Genomic DNA, 24,292 nt, shown 5'->3' with positions numbered 1-24,292 from the left:
ATCACGTTCCGGCTTGGGTCGGGGTCGTTGTCGGGGTCGTAGTGTTGCTCGACGGAGGTGCCTCCGACGAGGACGGCGGCTTCGCGCTTGACGTCTTCGTCTGCTTCGAACTGGTCGGGCGGTCCGGTTCATCCGTCTGGCTCGCCTTGCTCGACGTCTTCTTCGACGAGGTCGTCTTGGGCGGCTCGGCCGACTGCGTCTCCGACGGCGTTTCCGTCGTCTCCGGAGCCGACGACGTCGCCGAAGGAGTCGGCTTCGTCGACGAGTTCCCCACCTGCGCGGGCGTCTCCGGGTTGTTCGGGCTCAGCAGCCAGAAGCCCAGCGCGGCCAGCGCCACGACCACGACACCGCCGATGATCGCGGGCTTCTTCCACGCGCCCGGCTTCTCGTCGTCGTCCTCGTCCACCGGGCTCGTCTGCGCGCGGGCAGGTGGAGGCGGGGGCTGGTCGTCGTAGTCGTCGTCGTAGGGATCGTCGTCGTAGCCGCCCGCGGGGATCGGGACGGCGCGCGTGGGCGCGGGGCCGGCACCGGGGTGACCGCGTTCGGCCAGCAACGCCGTCTCGTCGTAGTTGTCGTACCCGTCGTAGTCGTCTTCCGGGTATCCCGACGCGGGCGGCTGGTGGTAGTCGTCCTCGTCGTAGTACGAACCGGCCGCGGCCTGCTCGTCGAGGAGTGAACCCGAGTGCCCGGCGGCTTCGCTGTCGAGCGCCTGGGTCACGCCTCCGCCGGCGAGCGCACCCGCGATCGGGGCGGCGAGCACGGTGTCGTCGGCGGGGCCGCCCAGCGGCGTTTCACCCCGCGCGACGGCGGCGAGAAGCTCTTCGCACTCTTCGGCGGTGGGCCGGTGCCGCACCTCCGGGTGCAGCAGCACGGCCAGCACGCTGGCGAGCGGGCCGGACTGCCGCGGCGGGATGATCTGCCCGGCCGCGACCGCGTGCAGCAGGCTCAGCGTGTTCTCGCTGAGGCCGAACGGCGGCTGGCCTTCGCAGGCCGCGTAGAGCGTCGAGCCGAGCGAGAAGACGTCGGACTCCGGGCCGGGGTCGCCGCCGATGGCCACCTCGGGCGCCAGGTAGGCGGGGGTCCCGGCGATCATCCCGGTCTTCGTGACCGTGACGTCGTCCTTGGCCCGCGAGATGCCGAAGTCGGTGATCTTCACGGTGCCGTTGGGCGCCAGCAGGATGTTGCCCGGCTTGATGTCCCGGTGCACGATGCCGACCGCGTGCGCCTCGGTCAGCGCTGCCGCGACCTGCGCGCCGATCCGCGCGACCTCCGTCGGCGGCAGCGTCCGCTCCTCCTGCAGCACCTGCGCGAGGCTCGTGGAGTTCAGGTACTCCATGATCAGGCACGGCTGGCCGTTGTCGTCGGTGACGACGTCGAACACCGAGATGGCGTTCGGGTGGTGCAGCCTGGCGGCGATCCGTCCTTCACGCATCGTCCGCTGGCGGGCGTCTTCGGCGTCGTGCGCCTCAAGACCGGGTTGCAGCAGCAGCTGCTTGATCGCCACCGTGCGGCCGAGTACCTCGTCGTGCGCTTGCCACACGGCCCCCATCGCGCCCGTGCCGATCCGCCCGGCGATGCGATATCGACCGGCGACCAGGCGACCCTCGTCGCTCACGCGACCTCCCTTTGGGCTCCGTCTTCACGTCGCGGAATCGTCCGCGCACGCGGTGCGGCCTTCAGCACGCCACAGCGTTGGAGCGTATGCACATGTAGTGGTCTGTGTGCCGGCTTTTCCGAGACCGACTCGTGACAAGGCTAGGCGCTCACTCTGCGCACACACACGCGGCACACTCTGATCGCCCTGGGTGGAGGGCTGTTACACGCGGGGTGTCCGTCACATGTGCTGCGCGGACAGCAGCCGCGCGTCGGTGATCAGGCCGGTCTTCTCGTCGGCGAATTCCAGCACCTGCGTGACCCGGAGCAGCCCGCCGTCCGGATTGCGCATGGTCACCACGGCGAGGATGGTGCCGTCGGCCTGTTCGCGGATGTCCTGGATCTGGATGGCGTCCATCGAGCTCCAGGCCTCGATCAGCCTGCCCGCTTCGGAGTCGGCCAGTACCGGCGTGATCAGCGACATCGCGCCGTAAGGATCGGCGTCGATGGTCTGGTAGAACTTCCGGACCGCGTCGATCTTGTCCTCGACCGTGCTGATCGCGGCCGGTTTGGAGACCGGCTGTGAACCGGTGCTGCTGGACGAGGAGCTCTGCCGGGGGATCGAGCCCGAACCGGTGCCCGAAGACGGCTGGGCCTTCGTGCTGGTGTCCGATGTCGTCGGCCGCTCCTGCTTCCGCTGCGGCTCGGGGGAGTCCGGGACGGCGAGCCCGCCGAGCGCGGCGGCTCCGCTCATCACCTCGGGGGCGGCGGTGCTCGGTGCCGTGCCCGTCCGCTGGGTGCCCGCGAGCACGCCCGCGGTGACGACGGCGCCCGCGACCAGCAGTCCGGCGGCGACCAGCCCGGCCAGCTTGGCCCGGCGGGCGGCGCGGCTTTCCGGCTCGTCTTCCTCGGGCTCGGGCCGCGGCGCCGGCTCTTCGCGAGTGCGCGCGGGGACGAACTTCTGCGGCTCGCGGAAGACCTGCTCGAGATACTCGCGGTCGACGCGGGTGTCGTTCAGGATCTCTTCCGGGATGACGTCCTCGACACGTACGGCGTCCTCACGCCGTATGCGCTGTCGATCAAGCACGAAATTCCTCGCTCTGGTCCGGGTCAGGCACTGGGCCGTTCGGCCGATGCCTTTGGTCCGCGCGGCCGTCTTCTGAACGGTGCGGACCCTGCAGTCGCCAGGTAACCCTGTGCGGACGGTTCACGGCCAGGCTCTATCGCCGGAATGCCGTCGCGATACGACGAACGGCAGCTTAGGTCACCCACCCGGACCAGGGATGACCGCTCAACGCACCGCACGTGCAGAGGAACAGGACACTTGCACGTGCGTGGTCGCCTACATGCCGTCGTCGACGATCTTCTCGTCGTCACCGAAGGTGAACGTGCGCTGTTCCATCGTCTTCGTGCCGTCTTTGTGGGTGACTTCGACGGTGTTGACCGTGACGCCGCGGCGCTGGTCGATGCTGACCTTCTTCACCTCGAAGTAGGCGACGTCGGCGTAGCGCTCACGGAGGCCCTGCGCGCCTTCTTCGCCCAGGCTGCCGGAGGTCACCGAGGACGCCTGCTGGGGGTCTGTGGTGACGGAGTTGAGGAAGATCTCGGTGTTGTCGCCCATCGCCTGGGGGTCCGGCTGCTGCGCGTACCAGGCGGCCGTCGTGGTGGTGCGGTCGGCGGGCACGACCGGCGGCTTCTGTGGCCGGTCGCTCGACGACGGCGCGGGCCGCCCGGACGTCACCGGTCCGCCCGAGTCGGGCCGTGACGAGCCGGTCCCGGTGCTGTCCTCTTCCGACGAGGTGCCGGAGTTGGCGGAACTGCGGTCGTCCCTGGTGGAGGAATCGGTCTCGGACTCGGACGGGTTGCCCGCCGCGCCGCCCTGCGGCGGAGTGGTCGGATTGCCGGCGAGCCCTTCCTGGGTCAGCGGGCTGCCGCCGCGGTATCCGGGCCAGCCGCCTTGGCTCTGCTGCTCCGGGGCGGGCTTGCCGACCAGGAACGAACCGGCGAAGAGCAGGCCGACCACGACCAGCGCGGACGCCGCCGCCGCGAACCACGCGGCCTTGCGCCAGGTCTTGGGCGGGGTCACCGAGGCGGGCACCGTGCCGAGGTCGAAGGTACTCAAGCCGTCGATGGGCGGGGCGAGGTAGACGCGAACGTCGCTGTCTTCGCGGTAGTCGCTGTCGTCGATCTCCACCGGCTCGGGACGGCGGGGGGAAGGGGCGGCCAGCGTCACCTTCGTGCGCTGGGCCGCCTTCGCACGCCGTTCCTCGACGGGAGACAGGACGGGTTCGGTCAACGAGACCTCGACGCGGGCCGGGCGGGCTGGGTGCACCTCGCGAGCGGGCTGGGGGAGCGGCAGCAGGCCGCTCGATGGGGCGTAGCCGGGGCTCGGCGCCCTCCTGTTCCGCGGTGGCGGCAAGGGAAGGGAACCGGTGGAGGGCGGGGCGAACTCGCGGTGCGCGTGATGCCCGTGCCCGGTCGGGCGTTGCCGCTTCGGCGGCACGGGCGGGGTCCAGCTCTCGGTGCCGCCCGCCCGGTGGCGACCCGTCTGTGTGGTGCCGTCGCGTCCCTGATGTTCCGCCCAGCCGTTCATGTCCGAGCGACCCCCTCACGGGCGTGCCCTGACGGCGATGTGACACCGGTTAAGCCGAACGGAGCAGCGGTTTCACGGGATCCCTCGCTTGCAGACTCCCGGGCACTCTCGTGAGCAAATGCACGCGCATACGACTGGGGGCGCGCGGGGCCATCGCCCCCGCGCGCCATACGGGCATCGCCCGACCCAGACGCAAGGGTCCTCACGAGGTCCACACTAAAAGTTCGACACCCGCAAGTCTTCACCCACTCTGCAAGTTGCAGATGTTTCACTCGGTCGGGCGCGGCCGAACGGGCCTCGGTGACGTTACGCAGCGAAATCGGCGCTGGTGAAGCCGTTCAGTTGCCGCTGCGGTACTTCTGCTGGGTCGATTGCAGGGCTTTCGTGGCGGTGACACCGCTACCCGCTGCAAGCAAAATCGCGATGATGTCGAGCGGCGTTCCCCCACTCGTGAGCAACCAGGCGAAAAGCGAGGCGGCGGTGGTACCCGCCGCGATCGGCCAGCGCGTCTTGACGTACTGGGCGACGGGAGTGCCGCCCGCGCGCTTACCCGCCGCGTTGTTCAGCATGGCGAGGTAACCGACATGGCCCAATGCCGCCAGGACACCGGCGATCGCGATGATCACGGCGATGAGGTTAATCATGTGTCCAGTTTGCCTGGCCCCGAGCCGTTGTGGCTCGGGGAACACCCTGAGTTTCGCCTCACGGCACGGGATCGTGACGTGGCCGGAGCGCGTTTAGCCCGCTGAACGCGCTCCGCGTGCGCTGTGGGGGAGCAAGGGACCTTTGCTACCACCTACCGCCCCAGCCTGCCCCGGCCCAGGTTGAGCAGCGCCATCGCCAGCTGCCGTCCCTCCGGCCCGAGTTCGCGGTAGCGCGCGAGCACGTCCATCTCGCGGTTGTAGACGATCCTGGTGCCGCCCGCGGCCATCCTGGCCGCCCCGATCGTCTTGGAGACCTCGACGCGGCGTTTGACCAGCCGCAGGATCTCGCCGTCGAGGAAGTCGATCTCCTTGCGAAGCTCACCGATCTCTTCGGCCGTGGCGATGGGTTCTTCGGCGTCCGGCTTCTGTGTGGTGTTCATCGGGACCTTTCTTCGGTCCGGATTCCCTGCTGGCCCCCGGAACAGCGTAAAGCCCCGGGGTCCGTGGACTCCGGGGCTTCGGGTGATGGCATTCGCGGCACTATGCGATCACGGGAGCCGGAGTCCGGGTCCCGTAAAAAAATCGCGTCGCGTGGTGCCGCATGCCGGTCATTATGCCACAGCGACGCCGTCCTCCGGCTTGAAGCGGCGGCGCGCTCCGCGGACGCGGGCGTGCACGAGGACGCTCATGGCCAGCCAGAACATCGGCAGCGCCGGCCAGAAGAACGGCACCCCGGAGACCGTCCAGCGGACGATCAGCAGCACCGCGAGCACGACGGCGATCGCGGCGTGGATCCGCACCGCCGGATGCCCGAAGGCGACCGGGCGCCGCTTCGGGGCGGGTTTCGGCAGATCCGAGGTGAGCGCGGCGAGGTCGTCCGTGTACTTGGTGGAATACACGGCGCTCAGCCGGTCTTCCACCTCTTCGAGAGTGAGACGGCCTTCACCGCCGGCGGCCTGGATGAGCGTGGCGACCCGCTCCCGGTCGGCGTCGGCGGCCCTGATCCTGGAGGGAATTCCGTTGGTGTCCATGGCATCCGATCCTCCGCCGCGAACACCGTCCGCGCGTCGGACGGCAGGCGGCAACACCGCCTACGCCCGGCGCTGTAGCGTGGACCGGCGATGAACACCCTCTTCGATCTCCCAGCGGACGGTCCGGCCAAGTCCCGGCACGCGGACCTGCTCGACGACCTGAACCCGGCACAGCGCGAAGCCGTGACCCACGCGGGCTCGCCGCTGCTGGTCGTCGCGGGCGCGGGTTCGGGCAAGACCCGGGTGCTGACCCGCCGGATCGCGTACCTGCTGGCCGAGCGGGACGTGCACCCCGGCCAGATCATGGCGATCACCTTCACCAACAAGGCGGCCGCGGAGATGCGGGAGCGGGTGAGCGACCTCGTCGGCCGCCGCGCGAACGCCATGTGGGTGTCGACGTTCCACTCCATGTGCGTGCGGATTCTGCGCCGTGAGGCCAAAACGCTGGAGATGTCGTCGAGTTTCTCCATCTACGACTCGGACGACACGAAGCGGCTCATCACCCTCGTCGCGCGCGATCTCGACATCGACCCGAAGCGGTACGCGGCGCGCACGCTGGCCATCCACATCTCGAACCTCAAGAACGAACTGATCGATCCGGAGACGGCGGTCGCCGACGCGGGCAACGACCTCGAACGCCGCGTCGCCGAGGTGTACGTCGAGTACCAGCGGCGGCTGAACCAGGCCAACGCGTTCGACTTCGACGACCTCATCATGCGGACGGTCGAACTCCTGCAGCGGTACCCGGACGTCGCCGAGTACTACCGGCGCCGCTTCCGGCACGTGCTCGTCGACGAGTACCAGGACACGAACCACGCGCAGTACACGCTGGTCCGCGAGCTGGTCGGCACCGAAGCGAACGAGGCCGGGATCGAGCCCGCCGAACTGTGCGTCGTGGGTGACGCGGACCAGTCGATCTACGCCTTCCGCGGCGCGACGATCCGCAACATCGAGGAATTCGAACGCGACTTCCCGAACGCGCGGACCGTGTTGCTGGAACAGAACTACCGCTCGACCCAGACGATCCTGAACGCGGCGAACGCGGTCATCGCGCGAAACCCGAACAGGCGCGCGAAGCGGCTGTGGACCGATTCCGGTGACGGCGAGAAGATCGTCGGCTACGTCGCGGACAACGAGCACGACGAAGCGGCGTTCGTCGCGGGCGAGATCGACGCGCTGGCGGACAAGGGCGAAGCGGACTACTCCGACGTCGCGGTCTTCTACCGCACCAACAACCAGTCCCGTGTCTTCGAAGAGATCTTCATCCGCCTCGGCCTGCCGTACAAGGTCGTCGGCGGCGTGCGGTTCTACGAGCGCCGGGAGGTCCGCGACATGCTCGCGTACCTGAGGGTGCTGGCGAACCCGGAGGACACGGTCAGCCTGCGCCGCATCCTCAACGTCCCCAAACGCGGCATCGGCGATCGCGCCGAAGCCGTCATCGCGACGTACGCCGAGCGTGAGCGCATCTCGTTCGCGCAGGCGCTCCGCGGTGCCGTCAACGGTGAGGTGCCGCTGCTGAACCCGCGCTCCGCCAAGGCGATCACCGGTTTCGTCGAGTTGATGGACGAGCTCGGCGAGGTCGTCGAGAGCGGCGCCGAAGTCGCCGACATCCTCGAAGCCGTCCTGGAACGCACGGGCTACCGAGCGGAGCTCGAGGAGTCCGAAGACCCGCAGGACGCGTCGCGGGTGGAGAACCTCACGGAACTGGTCACCGTCGCGCGGGAGTTCACCGAATTCACCGCCGAGGTCGCCGGTCCGGACGGCGAGCTGCCGGAGGCGGATCCTGGAGTGCCGGAGCCGGGCTCGCTGCCCGCGTTCCTGGAGCGGGTCTCGCTGGTGGCCGACGCGGATTCGGTCCCGTCGCCCGACGGTGGCGACGACGGTGACGGGCACGACGCGGGCGTGGTCACGTTGATGACCGTGCACACCGCGAAGGGCCTGGAGTACCCGGTCGTCTTCGGAACGGGCTGGGAAGACGGGATCTTCCCGCATATGCGCGCGCTCGGTGACCCGACGGAACTGGCCGAAGAGCGCCGGCTCGCCTACGTCGCGATCACGCGGGCGAGGAAGAGGCTCTACGTCTCCCGTTCGATGGTGCGCTCGGCCTGGGGTCAGCCGCAGATGAACCCGGCTTCGCGGTTCCTCGACGAGCTTCCCGCAGACCTGGTGGATTGGCGCAGGCTCGCGCCTTCCTCTTCTTCCGGTGGTTTCGGTCGTTCGGGTGGGTCGCCGCGTGCGGCGACCACCTGGGGCGGTCGTAACGCTTCCTCATCGTCGAGTTCGTCCGGCACGAGCCCGTTCGGCAAGGGCTGGAAGGACACCGTCGCGCTCAAACTCGACGTCGGCGACAGGGTCAGCCATGACAAGTACGGGCTCGGCACCGTCGTCGCCTGTGATGGCGCGGGCCCCCGTGCCACCGCGACGATCGATTTCGGCGCCGCCGGCAAGGTCCGGCTGATGCTGATCGGCAGCGTCCCGATGGTCAAACTCTAGCCCCGACCTGCGGTTTCTTCGCCGCGCTCGAAAACTGTCGGACCCTTCCCGTATACCTGTGCCATCGAACACGAGTTCGATGCGCTGGGGTATGCTGGACGAGCCGGTGTGCCTCGATCAGGAGGAGGGGGCACACGGTGTGGACGGGGTCTTGTTTGGGGTTCTCTCGAGTGGGGTACTCGAGTACTTGCGGGGTGTTGAAGAAGGGGCGGGGACGGATCGGGGTCCGGAACCGCCGGAAGTGCTCAGGCTGGTCGCGGCCTGGCGCGCGTTACTGCGGACGCACGAACCGGACGGGGCCGGACGGTGTGTCGTATGCGGGCACGCGCGGCGATGGCTGTTCGGGCCGCGGCCAGCCGGGTACCGCACTCTTTCTCGGAGACTTTTCACCGGATGGCGGCGGATCGAACGGCGCCCGGCCGGTCTCTGCACGGTATGGCAGATCGCCGTGGGGTACTTCGTCCGGAAGCGCCCGGACGGCGTCGCTCAAGGGCTTTGAGGGCCCGGAAAACCACACGGGCTTCGAGCCGGAGGACCTACGACGCTTCGTGACGCCCTTGAGGGTGACGCCCTTGAAGGGGGAAGCGGAGGTCGGGGAGGCGCGCCATGGCGTCGTTGCCCGGCGCGCCGTTGCCGCGGGCGGAGTCACCGATGTGGTGAAGCACCGCGGTGGAAGGAAAAGCGGGGCTCGATCAGCCGACGTTCACGCCACGGGCGGCGAGCCACGGACGCGGGTCGATCTTCTTCGTGCCGTTCTGCCATACCTCGAAGTGCAGGTGCGGGCCGGTGCTCTGGCCGCGGTTGCCGACCTCGGCGATCTCCTCGCCGCACTTGACCTTCTGGCCTTCGCGGACGGAGAACGAGTTCATGTGGCCGTAGACGTGGACGGTGCCGTCGGCGAGCTGGACCTTGACCCAGAGGCCGAAACCGCTGGCCGGGCCCGCTTCGATGACCGTGCCGTCGGAGGCCGCGACGATCGGCGTGCCGATCGGGGCCGCGAGGTCGATGCCGAGGTGGCTGGTGCCCCACCGGGCGCCGAAGCCCGAGGTGAAGGTGCCCTTGGTCGGCATGCAGGTCTTGGGCCGCTTGGCCTCTTCTTCGGCCTTGCGGGCCGCCTCGGCCTCGCGGGTCACGCGGGCCTGGGTGATCTTGTTGTTGTCCGCGAGCTTCTGGGCCTCGGCGGAGGCGTTCGTCGACTGGCTCGTCGGCAGCAGTTCGGGGGCGCCTCCACCGGCTCCGCCACCGAGGGCGAACGAGGCGCTCGCGTCCTGGGTGCTGGCCAGCGGGGTGACGGCGGCGTCGGAGGATTCCGAAACGGACTTCAGGGTCTGCCCGGCAGCGGCGGCCGCGAAGGCGCCGGCAGCGACGGCTGCGACCACGACACGGCCACGAAGGGCCGAGGACGGGGGCGACAGGCGGTGCGAGCCCCGGACGCGAACGACCGCACCATCGAGTGCGTTCTCGAGCGCCGGGGAAGGAGCTTGGCCGCCGGGGGAGCGGTGTGAAGCCAAGACGGGGCCTTCCGTGTTCGGGGAGTCGGATCAAGAGCCCGGGCGGGGGATCCCGGTGAAGAACCTCGGGGGTGGTTCGTTCGGTGCTCTCATTCGTGATCTGACTGTAATGGGGACCCCGGGACAGTAACGAAGCGGCACCCCGATCAGCAAGATCTGGCGGCGCTCTCGGCCGATCGGGCGAAGGCGATCTGGCCGTTGTCCAGTGAGGATTACCCAAAGTTAAACCAGGTTTACTCACAACCGTGTGACTTGCGTTACAGGTACGAGCGGCCGTTCGGGGGTACCGAAGGCTGGGGAAGGGGGACAAACGAGGGAAATAACCGGTTGCCCAACGGTGTTGAAGGGTCCTTACCCGGACTGGGCCTCGTCGGAGTGCTGTCGGTCGATATACGACGCCACTTGATCGCTCAGGCCCTGCCACGGAGATGGCCTGCTTTCGGTCAGGCGGGTCCGCACTGGTCGCGGCCTGGAGCGTCGCCGGCTCCGCCCACAGATGCCGAGGCCGTGATGACCTGAGGTGCCCTGCTGCCGGGCCCGGCCGAGCCCGGCTTGCTAGCGTCGCCGTCGATGACTTCGCGCTCACGGCACCCTGGTGGCGAATCCGCCGGGCAAGCCGTCCCCGGGACCGCGTCCGCCGAACTTCTCCGGAGCGAACCGGGCGCCCGCCCGCGAGCGCTCCTGCTGTCGGCGGGGCTGGTGTCGGCCGGTGCGGTCGCGCTGGCCGCCGGCGCGCTGATGCCCGTCGTCCGGGGTGGTTCGCCCGGGTTCACCGCCGCTCCACTGCTGGTCGTACTGGCCTTGGCGCCCGCGGCGGCCGTGCTCTACGCACTGGTCACCGGACGTTCTGGGCTCACGGCGGGCCTGGTGCTCGGGCTCACCGCGCTCGCGCCCGGACGGCTGCTGCTGGATCTGCAGTTGCTCGCCGACGGATCGCTCGCCGCGCGTCCGGAACTGTTCCTCGCCGATCGGCTGCTCGCGCTGCCGCCGGCGGGGCCGGGACTGTGGCCGCTGGTGGCGGGGCATTTGCTCACCCTCGCCGCCGGGGCCTTCGCCGCCGGGACCGCCCGCGACGAAGCGGAACTGGCGGGGGAACTCGACGGACAGCGCCGCTGGCGGTTGCTCGGGCCCGTGCTCGGTGTCGCGGGCGGGATCGGTCTGCTGCTCGCGCCGCTCGGTTCGGGCAACGCGTACCTCCTGGCCAAGAACGCCTTCGAGGGCCCGACGGTCGCGATGGCCGGGTACCTGCTGCTCGCGGCCTTGCTTCCGCTGACGGTGCTCGTGGCCGTGAGCTCGCCCTCGGCCGGGGTCGGCAAGGGTGGATTCGCGGGCGCGGGGCTGGCGGCGCTCGCGGTCGGTGTCCCGCCGGTGGTCGCGGGGCTGGTCGTGGACCGGCTTTCGGTCGCGCCGGGTTCGGTGGTGGTGACCATCGCGGGTCTGGCGCTGGTCGGGCTGGCCTTCACCCGGTTCGACGTCGCGGACGCGGACGAGGCCGTCACCGGTGACCTGGCGGGTGAAGCCAGGTTGCCCGGGCTGTTCTGGTGGCGGCTGGCGACCGGCGGCCTGGCGCTGCTGGCCGCCGGTGCCGCGGTCGCGGGTGCGCTGGCCCCGGTGTTGAAGGCCAACGGTCCGACACCGGTCCCCGAGACACCCGCGCGCTGGTTGCTGCTCGGAGCCGGCGTCGTGCTCGCCGTGCCCGCGCTGTTCGTCTTCGTGCCGCGGCTCTCGGCGTTCGCCAGGGGAGTCGTCGCGGCCACGTGGGCGGGTGTCGTCCTCGCGGGCGCGGCGGTGCTGAGCGCCGCCTTGTCCGTGACCGAGGACAAGGCGGTGGACCCGGCCCTGTTCGGTGTCGACCTCCCGGTGCCGTTGCCGGACAAGGTCGGCTACTCGGCGGGCTCCGGTGTCACGTGGACGTTCATCGCGCTCGTGCTGGCGGCGCTGGCCGCGCTCGCCGCGGTGATCACCGGTGTCGTGGAGCGCGACGTCTCCGACGAGGAGATGGACACCGGATCGGGCGAATCGCGGGCGAGCGGGAACGTGCTCACCCCGGTCGTCGCGGCGGCGGTGCTGGCGATCGCCGCGTTCGGCACGCCGGTGTTCACCGCGCCCGGCTACACCGCCCCGGGGCTGTGGTCGCATTTCGGCGCGGCGTCGTGGGGCCTGCTCGGCGCGCTGGCCGTGGTCCTCGGCCTGTACGCCCTCGTCCCGCGCTCACGGCCGGTCGCCGCGGCGTCCGCCTTGGCCGGGGCCGCGCTGGTGCTCGGCCTGCGTGCGGCGGAACTGCCGCTCGTCGGCTCGGAGTACGACGGCTCGTCGGCCGGGGTCGGGTTCTGGCTCGCGCTGGGCGGCGCCGTCGTCACCCTCGTCGCGGCCGGGATGGCCGTCGCGGGCTCGCGGCGGGCCGGATGACGCGCCGTCTGCTTCGCGTCGTGCTGGCCGAGTTCGGCGTCGAGGAAGGTTCGGCGGTCGCGCTCGGAAGATTGCTGCGCGACGACGGCGTCGAGGTCGTCTACGCCGGCCGTCTCGACACTGTCGAACAGCTCGTCCGGACGGTCGAACAGGAGGATCCGGACATCCTCGGTGTCCTGAGTGGCGCGAGCGAACCGGAAGGGCTCGCCGAAACGCTCCCCGGCGTTCTCCTCTTCGCGGTCGGTAACGGCCCGGGCGGGTTCGAGAACACCTTCGAAAGCCAGGAAGAGGCGGCGAACTGGGTCTCCGGTGTGCGGTCTCACACCGTGGAAACACCGTCTGACCGCGTACGGTGACCGACTTCACCAGGTGCGGAGTCCCCTGCTTCTGCGCAGGTCGCTAACCTCGACTGGTCCGACAGCGCGGTCCGGCAACGGACCACCACAGTGGCGTGTCGTCAGGAGACTGGAGTAGTGGACCTCTACGAATACCAGGCGAGGGATCTCTTCGCCGCCCACGGAGTACCGGTTCTGCCGGGTGCCGTGGCAAACACCCCCGAAGAAGCCAAGGCCACCGCCGAGAAGATCGGCAACCAGGTCGTCATCAAGGCGCAGGTCAAGACCGGCGGCCGCGGCAAGGCCGGCGGCGTCAAGCTGGCCCAGACGCCGGACGAGGCCGCGGAAAAGGCCGAGGCGATCCTCGGTCTCGACATCAAGGGCCACATCACGCGTCGCGTGCTGGTGGCCGAAGCCTCGGACATCGCCGAGGAGTACTACTTCTCCTTCCTGCTGGACCGTGCGAACCGCACCTTCCTCGCGATGGCTTCGGCCGAAGGTGGCGTGGAGATCGAGCAGCTGGCCGTCGAGCGTCCCGAAGCGCTCGCGAAGATCCCGGTCGACGCGATCATCGGTGTCGACAAGGCGAAGGCCGTCGAGATCCTGACCGCGGGCAAGTTCCCGGAGAAGGTCGTCGACGAGGCCGCCGACGTCGTCGTGAAGCTCTGGGAGACCTTCGTCTCCGAGGACGCGACGCTGGTCGAGGTCAACCCGCTGGTCCGTGACCCGCAGGACAAGATCATCGCCCTCGACGGCAAGGTCACCCTCGACGAGAACGCCTCGTTCCGTCAGCCGGGCCACGAGGCCCTGGTCGACAAGGACGCGGAGAACCCGCTCGAGGCGAAGGCCAAGGCCAAGGACCTCAACTACGTCAAGCTCGACGGCGAGGTCGGCATCATCGGCAACGGCGCGGGCCTCGTGATGTCCACGCTGGACGTCGTGGCGTACGCGGGCGAGAAGCACGGCGGCGTCAAGCCCGCCAACTTCCTCGACATCGGCGGCGGCGCGTCGGCCGAGGTCATGGCGGCCGGTCTGGACGTCATCCTCAACGACACCGACGTGAAGAGCGTCTTCGTCAACGTCTTCGGTGGCATCACCGCTTGCGACGCGGTCGCGAACGGCATCGTCGAGGCGCTGAAGATCCTGGGCGACGAGGCCACCAAGCCGCTCGTCGTGCGGCTGGACGGCAACAACGTCGTCGAGGGACGCCAGATCCTCGCCGACGCGAACCACCCGCTGGTCACCGTGGTGGACACAATGGACAACGCGGCCGACAAGGCCGCCGAGCTCGCCGCGGCAGGTGCGTGAGATGTCGATCTTCATCAACGAGAACAGCAAGGTCATCGTCCAGGGGCTCACCGGCTCCGAGGGCATGAAGCACGCGACCAAGATGCTGAAGTCCGGCACGAACATCGTGGGTGGCGTCAACGCCCGCAAGGCCGGGCAGACCGTCTCCATCGAGGGCAAGGACCTCACCGTGTTCGGCACGGTCGAGGAGGCCATCAAGGAGACCGGCGCCGACGTTTCGGTCATCTTCGTGCCGCCGAAGTTCGCCAAGGACGCGGTCATCGAGGCGATCGACGCCGAGATCCCGCTCGCCGTGGTGATCACCGAGGGCATTCCGGTGCACGACTCGGCCTACTTCTGGGCGCACGCCGTCGCGACCGGCAACAAGACCCGCATCATCGGGCCGAACTGCCCCGGCGTGATCAGCCCCGGCAAGTCGAACGCGGGCATCATCCCGGCCGACATCACCGGCGCGGGCCCGATCGGCCTGGTGTCGAAGTCCGGCACGCTGACCTACCAGATGATGTACGAGCTGCGTGACATCGGTTTCTCGACCGGTGTCGGCATCGGCGGCGACCCGATCATCGGCACGACGCACATCGACGCCCTCGAGGCGTTCGAGGCCGACCCCGAGACCAAGGTCATCGTGATGATCGGCGAGATCGGCGGCGACGCCGAAGAGCGTGCCGCGGCCTACATCAAGGACAACGTGACGAAGCCGGTCGTCGGCTACGTCGCCGGCTTCACCGCGCCCGAGGGCAAGACCATGGGCCACGCCGGCGCCATCGTCTCCGGCTCCTCCGGCACGGCCGCCGCCAAGAAGGAGGCCCTCGAGGCCGCCGGCGTCAAGGTCGGGAAGACCCCGAGCGAGACCGCAGTCCTGGCGCGCGAGCTGTACAACAGCCTCTGATCTTCGGAGACTGAGCTTTCCCCGGCGGGCCGGGCACCCACCCTGGTGCCCGGCCCGCCTCTTTTTCGTCCGGATCGCGATTAGGGGGCTAAACGCACGTCGGGGGCGGACCTGCGTTTAGCCCCCTAATCGCGATCCGGCGTCGCCGAGGGGTTTCGCCGGGAACCCGATGAGGTGTACAGACGTCTCAGAGCCCGAGGCGTGGGGTGACCGCGTGTGCGCTAGCGTTCGAGCATCACAGCCGCCTCGTTTGTCCCGGGAGTCCCGCGCGCCCCGGGGTGCCGGTCGAACGACAGGAGAGCATTCGGATGTCCTATCCCAGCGGTGGGCCCGGCTACCCCCAGCAGGGTGGCGGCCAGCAACACCCCAACCCCGCCTCGGGGGCCTTTCCTCAGCAGCAGGCGCCGTCACCGGCCGCCCCGCTGAACCTGGCGTTGCTGCTCGCGCTCGCCGTCACCGTCCTCGGCCTGGTGCAGTTCTTCATCGGTTTCTCCGACGAGGCCGACGCCGCCGGGCAGATCTCGGTCTTCCTCCTGGTCAGCGGTCTGCTCGCGGCCTTGCACGCGCTGCCGCGCGGCCCGAAGACGCTGCCGTTCGCCGCGTTGTTCAGCGTCATCGGCGCGTTCGGCGCGCTGGACCTGGTCATCGGCTACGGGAGCGGCCGTGAGGACGTCTCGGTCCCGGGCATCCTGACCGTGGTGCTGATCCTCGGCATCCTGCAGATGCTGGTCGCGGTCGCCGCGCTGCTGTTCGAGCACGACGTCATCAAGCTGCCCGCCGCGAAGCCGCAGCAGCAGGCGCCGCAGGCCCCGTACAGCCAGCAGTTCCCGCAGCAGGGCCCGCAGGGTCCGTTCGGTCAGCAGGGTCAGCAGGGCCCGGCCGCCACGCAGGTCCAGCCGTTCCCCGGCGCGGGCCAGCAGGGGCAGCAGCAGGGTGAGCAGTCCGGCCCGTTCTCGCAGCCGGGTGGGTTCCAGCCGCCGGTGACGCAGCCGCCGGGCCAGCAGGCTACGACGTACGCGCCGCAGCAGGGCCAGTTCTTCCAGCAGCCGCCGTCGTCCTCCTCGGAGTCGGGCCAGAACCCGGGCACGCCGCCCGGCGGTTTCGGCCAGCAGAGCTGACCTTACGAACGCGAAAGCACCCGCTGTGACTCTCCGTGTCACAGCGGGTGCTTTTCTTTTCCGGGCTACCCGACCGGGTGGGTTGAGCCACGTGCGCCGCCCGGTGGCGGCGTGCCTCACCCGGACGGCCCAGTCCGGATGTCATGGTGCGGATCATGAAGCTGCTCACCCGCGACGAACGCCCGCCGGGCGAAGAGCCGGTGAGCGACCTCGTCCCCGAGCTGGAGGTCTCCAGGGCGAAGCGGGTGCGTGTGTTGCTCGCCGCCGCCTGCGCGCCCCTGCTCTTCTCCTTTACCGCCGTCACGGCCGTTCTCGCGGTGGTTTCGTTCGCCGCCGACCGGTCCCGGTTCTCCGCCACCGGCGCCCTGCTGGCCGCCGGTCCCGGCTGGCTCGCCTCGTGGCAGGTGGAACTCGACCTCGGCGGTCATCCGCTCGGCGTGCTGCCGCTGCTGCCGACGCTCGTCGTCGGCCGGCTCGTGGCGAGGGCCGCCGCACGCGCCGCCCGCCGCGTCGGTGGCCGGACCCCGGCGGACGCCGTCCCGGTGGTGACGGTGATCGCCGGGGCGCACGCGCTGTTCGGTGTGTTCATCGCCTTGCTGGCAGGCGGATCGCCGGTCGACGTGAACCCGCTGACCGCCTTCTGCGTGCCGGGCCTCCTCGCCGCGCTCGCCGCCGTCGCGGGAGTCGCCAAGGTCTGCGGGCTTCCGGCCGCGGTGCGGGACCGGTTCGACCCGGTCGCCGTCCACGGCCTGCGGGCGGGTGCGCTCGGCCTCGCCGCGTTCATCGCGTGCGGCGCCGTGGTGTTCACCGCGGCCACCGCGCTCTCGTGGTCCACTGTGGACAGTCTGTTCGAGCCGGGCTTCGGCGCGAGCTTCGGCCTTTTCGTGCTCTCCGTGGCCTACCTGCCGAACGCGGTCGTCGCCGCGCTGTCGTTCACTACCGGGCCCGGTTTCTCGGTCGGCTCGCTGACCGTCGGCATGTTCGGCTACCAGGAAGGGAAGCTGCCCGGAGTGCCGGTGCTGGCGGGGATCCCGTCGCACCACGCAGTCTGGTGGCCGGCGTTGCTGCTCCTGCCCACGCTGGTCGGCGCGCTGGTCGGCTGGCGGATCCGCGCGATCGACGAGGATCCGATGCTGCGGATGCGGGCGGTCGCCGTCGCCGGCGCGCTGGTCGCGTTCGGCTGCGTCATCCTCGGGACCGTCTCCGGCGGCAGGCTCGGCGACGGGCCGTTCGACCCGGTCAGCGTGCCGGTCGGGGTCGCGTCCGTGATCGCCTTCTGCTGGATCGTCGTCCCTGGCGGCTTCGTCGCGTTCTTCGCCGGACCGCACGAGGCCCCCGAACCGCCCGGCGAACCCGAAGACGTCACCGAGGTCGAGGAAGAGGTCGTCGAGGCCGAAGCCGAGGAACCCGAGGCCGAAGCGGACGCCGAAGCGCCCGAAGACGAAGCACTCGGCGAAGAGGCCGACGAGGAACTCGCCCGGGAGCCGGGCGAGGACGCCGACGAGATCCCGGCGGATCCGGAGCCCGAAACCGAGCCCGAGCAGGAGCTCGCTGTGACCGAGTCCACCGACGGGTCCGGCGACGAAAGTGCTCCCGGCGACGACCGTTAGGGTTGTCGCGACCAGGTGAAGCGCCGTACGCCCGAGTGCGTACCGCCGTGGCAAGGAGCCCGTTCTGGCTAGTCGGTTGGACCTGCCCACTCCGGTGAAGCTCGTCGTCCTCGCGTCCGGTTCCGGCACGCTGCTGCAAGCCGTGCTCGACGCCGTCGAAAAGCCGAACTTCCCGGCGAAGGTGGTCGCCGTCGGAGCGGACCGCACCGGGATCGAGGCGCTCACCCGTGCCGAACGCGCCGGCGTGCCGTCGTTCGCCGTGCGGATGGCGGACCACCCGGACCGCGCGGCGTGGGACAAGGCGATCAGCGAAGCCGTCGCCGCCTACCAGCCGGACCTGGTCGTCTCCGCGGGGTTCATGAAGATCCTCGGCGCTGAATTCCTCGCGCGGTTCCCCGGCCGCGTGATCAACACGCATCCGGCCCTGCTGCCGTCGTTCCCCGGCGCGCACGCCGTGGCCGACGCGCTGGCGATGGCCGTCAAGGTCACCGGGTCGACGGTCCATTTCGTCGACGCCGGGGTCGACACGGGGCCGATCATCGCGCAGGAGCCGGTGGTCGTGGAGCCCGACGACGACGAACACGTCCTGCACGAGCGGATCAAGGCCGTGGAACGCAGGCTCCTGGTGGAAACGATCGAAAAACTCGGCCGGAGCGGGTGCTCGGTCGAGGGACGAAAGGTGAGGTTTTCGTGAGTACCGCACAGGGACAGCGTCCCGTCCGGCGCGCGCTGATCGGCGTCTCGGACAAGGCCGGCCTGCTGGAACTCGCCACCGGGCTGCACGCGGCGGGTGTCGAGATCGTGTCGACCGGCGGCACGGCGAAGGTGATCGCGAACGCCGGGGTGCCGGTGACGCCGGTCGAAGAGGTCACCGGGTTCCCCGAGTCCCTCGACGGCCGGGTCAAGACGCTGCACCCGCGCGTGCACGCGGGCCTGCTCGCCGACCGTGACCGGCCGGAGCACGTCGAGCAGCTCAAGCAGCTCGACATCGCGCCGTTCGACCTGCTCGTGGTCAACCTGTACCCGTTCAGGCAGACCGTCATCTCGGGCGCGAGCCCGGAGGACTGTGTCGAGAACATCGACATCGGCGGCCCGGCGATGGTGCGTGCCGCGGCGAAGAACCACAACAGCGTCGCCGTCGTGGTCGACCCGTCCCGCTACGAGTGGGTGCTGGAGCGCGTCACGGCGGGCGGTTTCGAGCTGGCCGACCGCAAGCGGCTCGCCGCGCAGGCCTACGCGCACACGGCGGCGTACGACACCGCCGTCGCCGCGTGGTTCGCCAACGTCTACGCGCCCGCGGACGACTCCGGCTTCCCGGACGTCACCGGCGCTTTTTGGGAGCGCGGCGACGTGCTGCGCTACGGCGAGAACCCGCACCAGAAGGCCGCGCTGTACAAGCACTGGCGGCCGGGCCTCGCACACGCGGAACAGCTGCACGGCAAGGCCATGTCGTACAACAACTACGTCGACACCGACGCCGCGCGCCGTGCGGCCTACGACTTCGACGCCCCGGCCGTCGCGATCATCAAGCACGCCAACCCGTGCGGGATCGCGGTCGGCGAGGACGTCGCCGAGGCGCACCGGAAGGCGCACGCGTGCGACCCGGTCTCGGCCTACGGCGGGGTGATCGCGACCAACCGGCCGGTGAGCCGCGAGGCCGCCGAGCAGATCTCCGAGGTGTTCACCGAGGTCGTCCTGGCGCCGGACTTCGACGCCGAGGCGCTCGAGATCCTGCGGCGCAAGAAGAACGTGCGGCTGCTGAAGCTGCCCGCGATCACGTCGCCGGATCCGCTCGAGTTCCGGGCGATCTCCGGCGGCATGCTGGTGCAGACCGTCGACACGATCGCCGCCGAGGGCGACGACCCGGCGAACTGGACACTGGCCACCGGCGTGCCCGCCGACGAGCGGACGCTGGCCGACCTCGAGTTCGCGTGGCGTTCGCTGCGCGCGGTGAAGTCGAACGCGATCCTGCTGGCGAACGAAGGCGCGACCGTCGGCGTCGGCATGGGCCAGGTCAACCGGGTCGACTCCTCGCGGCTCGCCGTCTCGCGGGCCGGTGAGCGGGCGAAGGGCTCTGTCGCCGCTTCGGACGCCTTCTTCCCGTTCCCGGACGGGCTCGAGGTCCTGCTGGAGGCCGGTGTCCGCGCCGTCGTCCAGCCGGGTGGCTCGATCCGCGACGCCGAGGTCATCGCCGCTGCCGAGGCCGCCGGGGTCACCCTGTACCTCACGGGCACGCGGCACTTCGCCCACTGACGCCGACTCGCCTTTAGCGGGCTAAACGCGATCCGCGCGCGGACCTGCGTTTAGCCCCCTAATCGCGATCCGGTGTCCGCGGACCGGACCGCGGGGATTCCCGGTGCCCGGCTTCGGGCTTCGTGCCATGCTGGCCCCGGATCGCGTTTAGCCCGCTAAACGCGATCCGGCCGTTCGCGAATCGCCAGGGGAGGATCGGTGCACCAGCCGCCGCAGGGGTACGGCCAGGGGCCGGGGTATGGCCCGCCGCCTGGGCAGGGAGGTCAGCCGGGCTACGGGCAGCAGCCGGGTTACGGCCCGCCCGCCGGTCCTGGATACGGTCCGCCGCCTGGCTACGGACAGACTGGTTATGGCCAGCCCGGCTACGGCCCGCCTGGCTACGGACAGCCGCCCAAGAAGAAAAAGACCGGGCTGATCGTCGGCCTGATCGTGGGTGTCGTGGTCCTTCTCGGGCTGGGCATCCCCGGCGCGATCTTCGGGTCGGAGTACTACTCGTCGGTCGGCAAGGCGCCGGTCTCACAACAGCCGCCGCCCGAGTGCGCCGTCCCCCCGGAGCTCCTGAACAAGACGTTCACCACCAGCTTCCAGGGTGCCCGCGACAACGAGTTCAAAGCGGGCGAGATCGTCACCAAGCAGCGGGGCTGTTCCTGGCTGCCGCCGGAGAGCGACAACGTCCACGACCGCGCCCTCCAGTTCATGATGTACCGCTACGAAGGCCCGGACGCCGAGAAGCGCGCGGCGGAATCGTCCCCCGGGACGGCCGCGCCGTCCGAGCGTCAGCAGCAGGTGCAGGGCATCGGGGAGAAGGCGGTTCTCGTCTCCCTCGACACCGACAGCGCCTTCAGCGGCGCCGAGCTGCGGGTCGTCCAGGGCGTGTACGTCGTCATCGTCACGTACAAGGGATGGGACAAGGGGTTCTTCACGAAGTCCCCGATCCCGCCCGCGGAGTCCGCCGAGGTGGCGAAATCCGTGGGCGCCGAGCTCGTGAAGAAGCTGCCCCGCTAGGCGTACAGGCCGTTCAGCCAGACCGTCCACGCCTTCTCGGCTTTGTCCGCGTCGGCGTCTTCGGCGAACAGGTGGTGCCCGATGCCGACAGGCCAGCCCCATGCGTTCCGGCCGTAGAAGCGGTACAGCGCGTCTTCGGTCCGGACACCGATGAAGGCCGGCGTGAGGTAGTCGACGACTCCTTCGACGCCGGGTACATCGAGCCGCACGCGGTCACCCACGGCCTGCGCGCCTATCGCCGCCCGCACGGCTTCGAACGCCTCCGGAGCCTTCGACGCTTCGGGCCCGTCGGCCTTGAAGTACTTCGCCTGACGCCGGTTGAAGTGCGTCAAGTACTCGCCCAGCGAGTGGTAGTAGAACGTCGTGTGCTGCTCGCAGGCGTCGTATTCGACGTCCCAGTCGTCGAATACGGTGGTGTGCTCGTAGCGCAGGTACGTGCCCCCGTCCTTCGGTTCGAGGACGTAATCGAGCGTGTTGAACCAGCCGTTCTCGTCTTCCGCGTACGTGACGAAGCGCTGTGACGGCTTCCAGACGGTCACCATGCCGCCGTTGGGAGTGAGGCCGGACTCGGCGCCGCCGTCGCGGGGTTCGTACTGGATCGGCCAGAGCCAGCCGCCGCTGCCGGTGGTGATCGCGGCCCAGGTGTCGGCGGGTGTGGTGGGCAGGAAGCCCTCGAAGCGGACCTCGGATTCCTTCGCCATGAGTGTTCCTCTCTCGGATGTCTTCACAAGTGCGACGCCTGGCCAGGGGCGCTTTCGACAAACGGATCGCGTTTAGCCCGCTAAAGGCGAAGTGATGCAGGTCACATTCTGACGTGTCGAAGTGCGGCGGACAGCGGCGTCCCTGGGGTGTCCGCGAAGACGGCGACCCGAGGAGAGAGACATGCGGCAGAACACGATCGACGAGATCCTGAACCACCCGATCAGCCAGGAGCTCCTGGCCCGTGACCTGGCCCGGCTGGCCTACACCGCGCTCGACGGCACGCCGCGGGCGATCCCGATCGGCATCCACTGGAACGGCAAGGAGATCGTCATGTGCACCCCGACGAACGCGCCGAAGCTGGCGTCGCTGCGTCGCAACCCCGCCGTCGCGCTGACGATCGACACCGAATCGCATCCGCCGAAGATCCTGCTCCTCCGCGGCACCGTCGAGCTGGACCACGTCGACGGCATCCCCGACGAGTACATGCAGTGGAGCGGCACGTACGAGATGACGCCGGAGCAGCGGGCCGAGTGGGAGGTGAACGTGAAATCCCTCTACAAGAGCATGGTCCGCGTCGTGATGACGCCGACCTGGGTCAAACTCATCGACTTCGAGGACACGCTGCCCACCGCCGTCGAAGAGCTCCTGCGCGAGCAGGCGGCCCGTCAGAGCGCCTGAAAGGAACTGTCATGACGCTCAAGAAGCTGGAACACGTCGGTGTCGTCGTCCACGATCTCGAAGCGGCCAAAACGTTCTTCACCGTGCTGGGTCTCGAACTGGAAGGAGAGGCGTCGCTCGAAGGGGACACGGTCGATCGCATCACCGGGCTGAAAGGGGTCCGGACGGATATCGCGGTGCTGCGGCCGCCGGACGGCCACGGTGGCCTGGAGCTGATCAAGTACCACACGCCGGAGGGGCCGGAAGCCGATCCGCGCGCACCGATGAACACGCCCGGCATCCGCCACTTCGTGTTCTCGGTGGAGGACATCGACGAAGTCCTCGAGCGGCTGCAGCGGCACGGCGGCACGCTGGTCGGCGAGCTGGTGCAGTACGAGGACAGCTACCGGCTCTGCTACGTCCGCGGCCCGGAGGGGATCGTCGTCGAGCTGGCGCAGGAGCTCGTACGCCCGGAAGCGTAGGCGAGAAGCCGCGTCTCGACGGATTCCCGCGACGCTTCGCGCTGTCAGCATTTCCGCCATGACATTGACAGGAATCCTGGCCGCCGCGCTGATCGTCACCGGTGTGCCCGCCCTCGGCGCGGACGACGTCCGTGTGCACACCGGGGCGATCGATGGTGCCCCGTACCGGGTCGAGGTGCCGTCGAATTGGAACGGCAAGTTGTTGCTGTACAACCACGGGATCTATCCGCCGGGCTACGTTCCCGAGGAGATCGAACTCGCCAACCGGGCGGAGGCGAAACCCGTTCTCCTCGGCGAGGGGTACGCGTTGGCCGCGTCGCTCTACAGCAAGCCGAACGGCTTCTCGGCCCGCGAAGCCGTGCACGATCAGACGGCGCTGCTGTCCTGGTTCGACCGCACGGTCGGCCGTCCGGCGCAGGTGCTCACCTGGGGAGCTTCCGGTGGCGGGCTCAACGCGGTCCTGCTGTCCGAGCGGCTCCCGCACCGGATCGACGGCGCGCTGGCGATGTGCGGTCCCGTCGCGGGTGGTTCCGCGTTGTTCGGCCAGGCGCTCGATCTGGGGTTCACGGTCCGGACACTGCTGGCGCCCGAACTGGAGATCGTCCGCGTCGCCGACCCGGGAGCGAATCTCGCGAAAGCCCATCAGGTGATCGCGAAGGCGCTGGAATCACCCGATGGACGGGCGCGGCTCGCCCTCGCCAATGCGTTCGCCGACGTGCCCGGCTGGTCGACGGCGCACCATCCCCGTTCCGCCGAGGTGGCCGAGCAGATCCGTCAGCAGACGAAGTTCGTCCAGGCGGTTTACGACCAGCTGTCCTGGGGTGCGCACCGGGCCGATCTGGAGAGGCAGGCCGGCGGGAATCCGACCGGGAACACCGGAGTGGATTACCGCGGCCTGCTCGCCCGGTCCAGTGAACGCGGCCTCGTGAACCAGGCCTACCGTGACGCGGGCCTGGACCTCGGCGCCGACTTGGCGCGGCTCGCGACCGCGCCCCGGGTCGAGGCCGACAAGGCCGCCGCCCGATGGCTCGATCGCGTCGGGACGCCGACGGGACGTGGTCGGCAGCCCGTCGTCACACTGCACCCGATCGGCGACGGCGTCGCCCCCGAACACGAGCGGACCTACGGCGACCGCGTCGATTCCGGCCGGATCCGGCAGCTGTTCGTGAACCGGGGCGGGCATTGCCAGCACACCGTCGCGGAAGAACTGACGGCGTTGCGTGTGCTGCGGGATCGCGTCGAAACCGGTCGCTGGCCTTCGACGGCACCGGAACGCTTGAACGCCGAGGCGAACCGGTTCGGCCCGGAGTTCCGCTTCCTTTACGACTGGCTGCACGGTGAGCCGGGCACTGCCGCACCCGCGTTCCGGTGGTACCGCCCGGCCCCGCTTCCTCGGGAGGTCTGAGGTCGTTCGGGTCTCGTGAGTGGTGAGGACGGTTATTGAGGCACCGGCGCCGACGGCACCTTGACTGTCCACACAGGACCGTTTCTGGTGCCCGAATGCCCGTTGGATGCTTGCATGACCGGTTTTTCGCAGGGTCGTGGGGGGGGGGGGGGGGGGGGGTGCGACAAAACACCCACCACCACCCCGCCCCCAGGAGGCAACAAAAGAAAAAAAAAAAAATAAAAAAAACAAATATATTGATTTTTGGGGCACGC

The 24,292-nt window shown here is 69.5% G+C and carries 21 protein-coding genes; 13 read left to right on the top strand and 8 right to left on the bottom strand.

Annotated features, from left to right (window positions below):
* Position 1: 1 nt before the first annotated feature.
* The 6 genes from ACIRGA_RS17480 to ACIRGA_RS17455 form a co-directional block, all read right to left on the bottom strand.
* On the bottom strand, positions 2-1,615 hold the full coding sequence (locus ACIRGA_RS17480) for a serine/threonine-protein kinase (protein WP_400942234.1): 1,614 nt from the start codon (positions 1,613-1,615) through the stop codon (positions 2-4).
* A 219-nt stretch (positions 1,616-1,834) separates the two neighbouring features.
* Entirely contained in the window at positions 1,835-2,680 is an 846-nt protein-coding gene (locus ACIRGA_RS17475) for a hypothetical protein (protein WP_400942232.1), read from the bottom strand.
* Positions 2,681-2,935: 255 nt separating this feature from the next.
* Positions 2,936-4,186 carry a hypothetical protein gene (locus tag ACIRGA_RS17470; protein ID WP_400942230.1) on the bottom strand — a complete coding sequence of 417 codons (1,251 nt, stop codon included), beginning with the start codon at positions 4,184-4,186 and terminating at the stop codon, positions 2,936-2,938.
* 338 nt (positions 4,187-4,524) lie between these two features.
* On the bottom strand, positions 4,525-4,830 hold the full coding sequence (locus tag ACIRGA_RS17465; RefSeq protein ID WP_400942228.1) for a hypothetical protein: 306 nt from the start codon (positions 4,828-4,830) through the stop codon (positions 4,525-4,527).
* 152 nt (positions 4,831-4,982) lie between these two features.
* Positions 4,983-5,270, bottom strand: coding sequence for a chorismate mutase (locus ACIRGA_RS17460; protein WP_400942226.1), 288 nt, complete (start codon positions 5,268-5,270; stop codon positions 4,983-4,985).
* Positions 5,271-5,441: 171 nt separating this feature from the next.
* Complete coding sequence (locus tag ACIRGA_RS17455; protein WP_400942224.1) at positions 5,442-5,861, bottom strand: DUF1707 domain-containing protein; 420 nt, start codon at positions 5,859-5,861, stop codon at positions 5,442-5,444.
* A gap of 90 nt (positions 5,862-5,951) precedes the next feature.
* Between ACIRGA_RS17455 and pcrA the strand changes: the two genes are divergently transcribed.
* Positions 5,952-8,354, top strand: coding sequence for a DNA helicase PcrA (pcrA, locus tag ACIRGA_RS17450; RefSeq protein ID WP_400942222.1), 2,403 nt, complete (start codon positions 5,952-5,954; stop codon positions 8,352-8,354).
* Between the two features lie 692 nt (positions 8,355-9,046).
* On the opposite strand, the gene ACIRGA_RS17445 is transcribed toward pcrA, so the two are convergent.
* A complete protein-coding gene (locus ACIRGA_RS17445) occupies positions 9,047-9,733 on the bottom strand; it encodes a M23 family metallopeptidase (RefSeq protein ID WP_400942220.1) in 687 nt (228 codons plus the stop codon).
* Between the two features lie 702 nt (positions 9,734-10,435).
* On the opposite strand from ACIRGA_RS17445, the gene ACIRGA_RS17440 reads away from it, so the two are divergent.
* From ACIRGA_RS17440 to ACIRGA_RS17400, 9 genes are all read left to right on the top strand, one after another.
* Positions 10,436-12,274 (top strand): hypothetical protein, encoded by a 1,839-nt coding sequence (locus ACIRGA_RS17440; protein WP_400942218.1) that lies wholly within the window; start codon positions 10,436-10,438, stop codon positions 12,272-12,274.
* On the top strand, positions 12,271-12,630 hold the full coding sequence (locus tag ACIRGA_RS17435) for a hypothetical protein (RefSeq protein ID WP_400942216.1): 360 nt from the start codon (positions 12,271-12,273) through the stop codon (positions 12,628-12,630). Before ACIRGA_RS17440 ends, ACIRGA_RS17435 begins: the two co-directional genes overlap by 4 nt.
* Positions 12,631-12,747: 117 nt before the next feature.
* Complete coding sequence (gene sucC, locus ACIRGA_RS17430) at positions 12,748-13,917, top strand: ADP-forming succinate--CoA ligase subunit beta (RefSeq protein ID WP_125796400.1); 1,170 nt, start codon at positions 12,748-12,750, stop codon at positions 13,915-13,917.
* Position 13,918: 1 nt separating this feature from the next.
* Positions 13,919-14,806, top strand: coding sequence for a succinate--CoA ligase subunit alpha (gene sucD / locus ACIRGA_RS17425; protein ID WP_400942213.1), 888 nt, complete (start codon positions 13,919-13,921; stop codon positions 14,804-14,806).
* A 308-nt stretch (positions 14,807-15,114) separates the two neighbouring features.
* Entirely contained in the window at positions 15,115-15,924 is an 810-nt protein-coding gene (locus ACIRGA_RS17420) for a DUF5336 domain-containing protein (protein WP_400942211.1), read from the top strand.
* A 143-nt stretch (positions 15,925-16,067) separates the two neighbouring features.
* Entirely contained in the window at positions 16,068-17,534 is a 1,467-nt protein-coding gene (locus ACIRGA_RS17415; protein WP_400942209.1) for a DUF6350 family protein, read from the top strand.
* Between the two features lie 76 nt (positions 17,535-17,610).
* The gene (gene purN / locus ACIRGA_RS17410) at positions 17,611-18,228 is read left to right on the top strand and encodes a phosphoribosylglycinamide formyltransferase (RefSeq protein WP_400942207.1); all 618 of its coding nucleotides are present in this window, start codon (positions 17,611-17,613) and stop codon (positions 18,226-18,228) included.
* Positions 18,225-19,787, top strand: coding sequence for a bifunctional phosphoribosylaminoimidazolecarboxamide formyltransferase/IMP cyclohydrolase (gene purH, locus ACIRGA_RS17405; RefSeq protein ID WP_400942205.1), 1,563 nt, complete (start codon positions 18,225-18,227; stop codon positions 19,785-19,787). Before purN ends, purH begins: the two co-directional genes overlap by 4 nt.
* A gap of 198 nt (positions 19,788-19,985) precedes the next feature.
* The gene (locus ACIRGA_RS17400; RefSeq protein WP_400942203.1) at positions 19,986-20,792 is read left to right on the top strand and encodes a hypothetical protein; all 807 of its coding nucleotides are present in this window, start codon (positions 19,986-19,988) and stop codon (positions 20,790-20,792) included.
* Here the strand turns inward: ACIRGA_RS17400 and ACIRGA_RS17395 are convergent.
* Positions 20,789-21,493 (bottom strand): SRPBCC domain-containing protein, encoded by a 705-nt coding sequence (locus ACIRGA_RS17395; protein WP_400942201.1) that lies wholly within the window; start codon positions 21,491-21,493, stop codon positions 20,789-20,791. The genes ACIRGA_RS17400 and ACIRGA_RS17395 overlap by 4 nt on opposite strands.
* Before the next feature lie 181 nt (positions 21,494-21,674).
* On the opposite strand from ACIRGA_RS17395, the gene ACIRGA_RS17390 reads away from it, so the two are divergent.
* Genes ACIRGA_RS17390 through ACIRGA_RS17380 form a run of 3 tightly spaced genes read left to right on the top strand, consistent with a single transcriptional unit; the run spans position 21,675 to position 24,038 of the window.
* A complete protein-coding gene (locus ACIRGA_RS17390) occupies positions 21,675-22,172 on the top strand; it encodes a pyridoxamine 5'-phosphate oxidase family protein (protein ID WP_400942199.1) in 498 nt (165 codons plus the stop codon).
* 11 nt (positions 22,173-22,183) lie between these two features.
* Positions 22,184-22,633, top strand: a complete 450-nt coding sequence (locus tag ACIRGA_RS17385) for a VOC family protein (RefSeq protein ID WP_400942197.1) — start codon at positions 22,184-22,186, stop codon at positions 22,631-22,633.
* 58 nt (positions 22,634-22,691) lie between these two features.
* Positions 22,692-24,038 (top strand): DUF6351 family protein, encoded by a 1,347-nt coding sequence (locus ACIRGA_RS17380; RefSeq protein ID WP_400942195.1) that lies wholly within the window; start codon positions 22,692-22,694, stop codon positions 24,036-24,038.
* Positions 24,039-24,292: the final 254 nt, after the last annotated feature.

It is taken from the genome of Amycolatopsis sp. NPDC102389, assembly GCF_044765885.1.
Classification (GTDB): Bacteria; Actinomycetota; Actinomycetes; order Mycobacteriales; family Pseudonocardiaceae; genus Amycolatopsis.
Note: the sequence above shows the minus strand (reverse complement) of the source record. Positions and strands in the feature narration are given on the sequence as shown.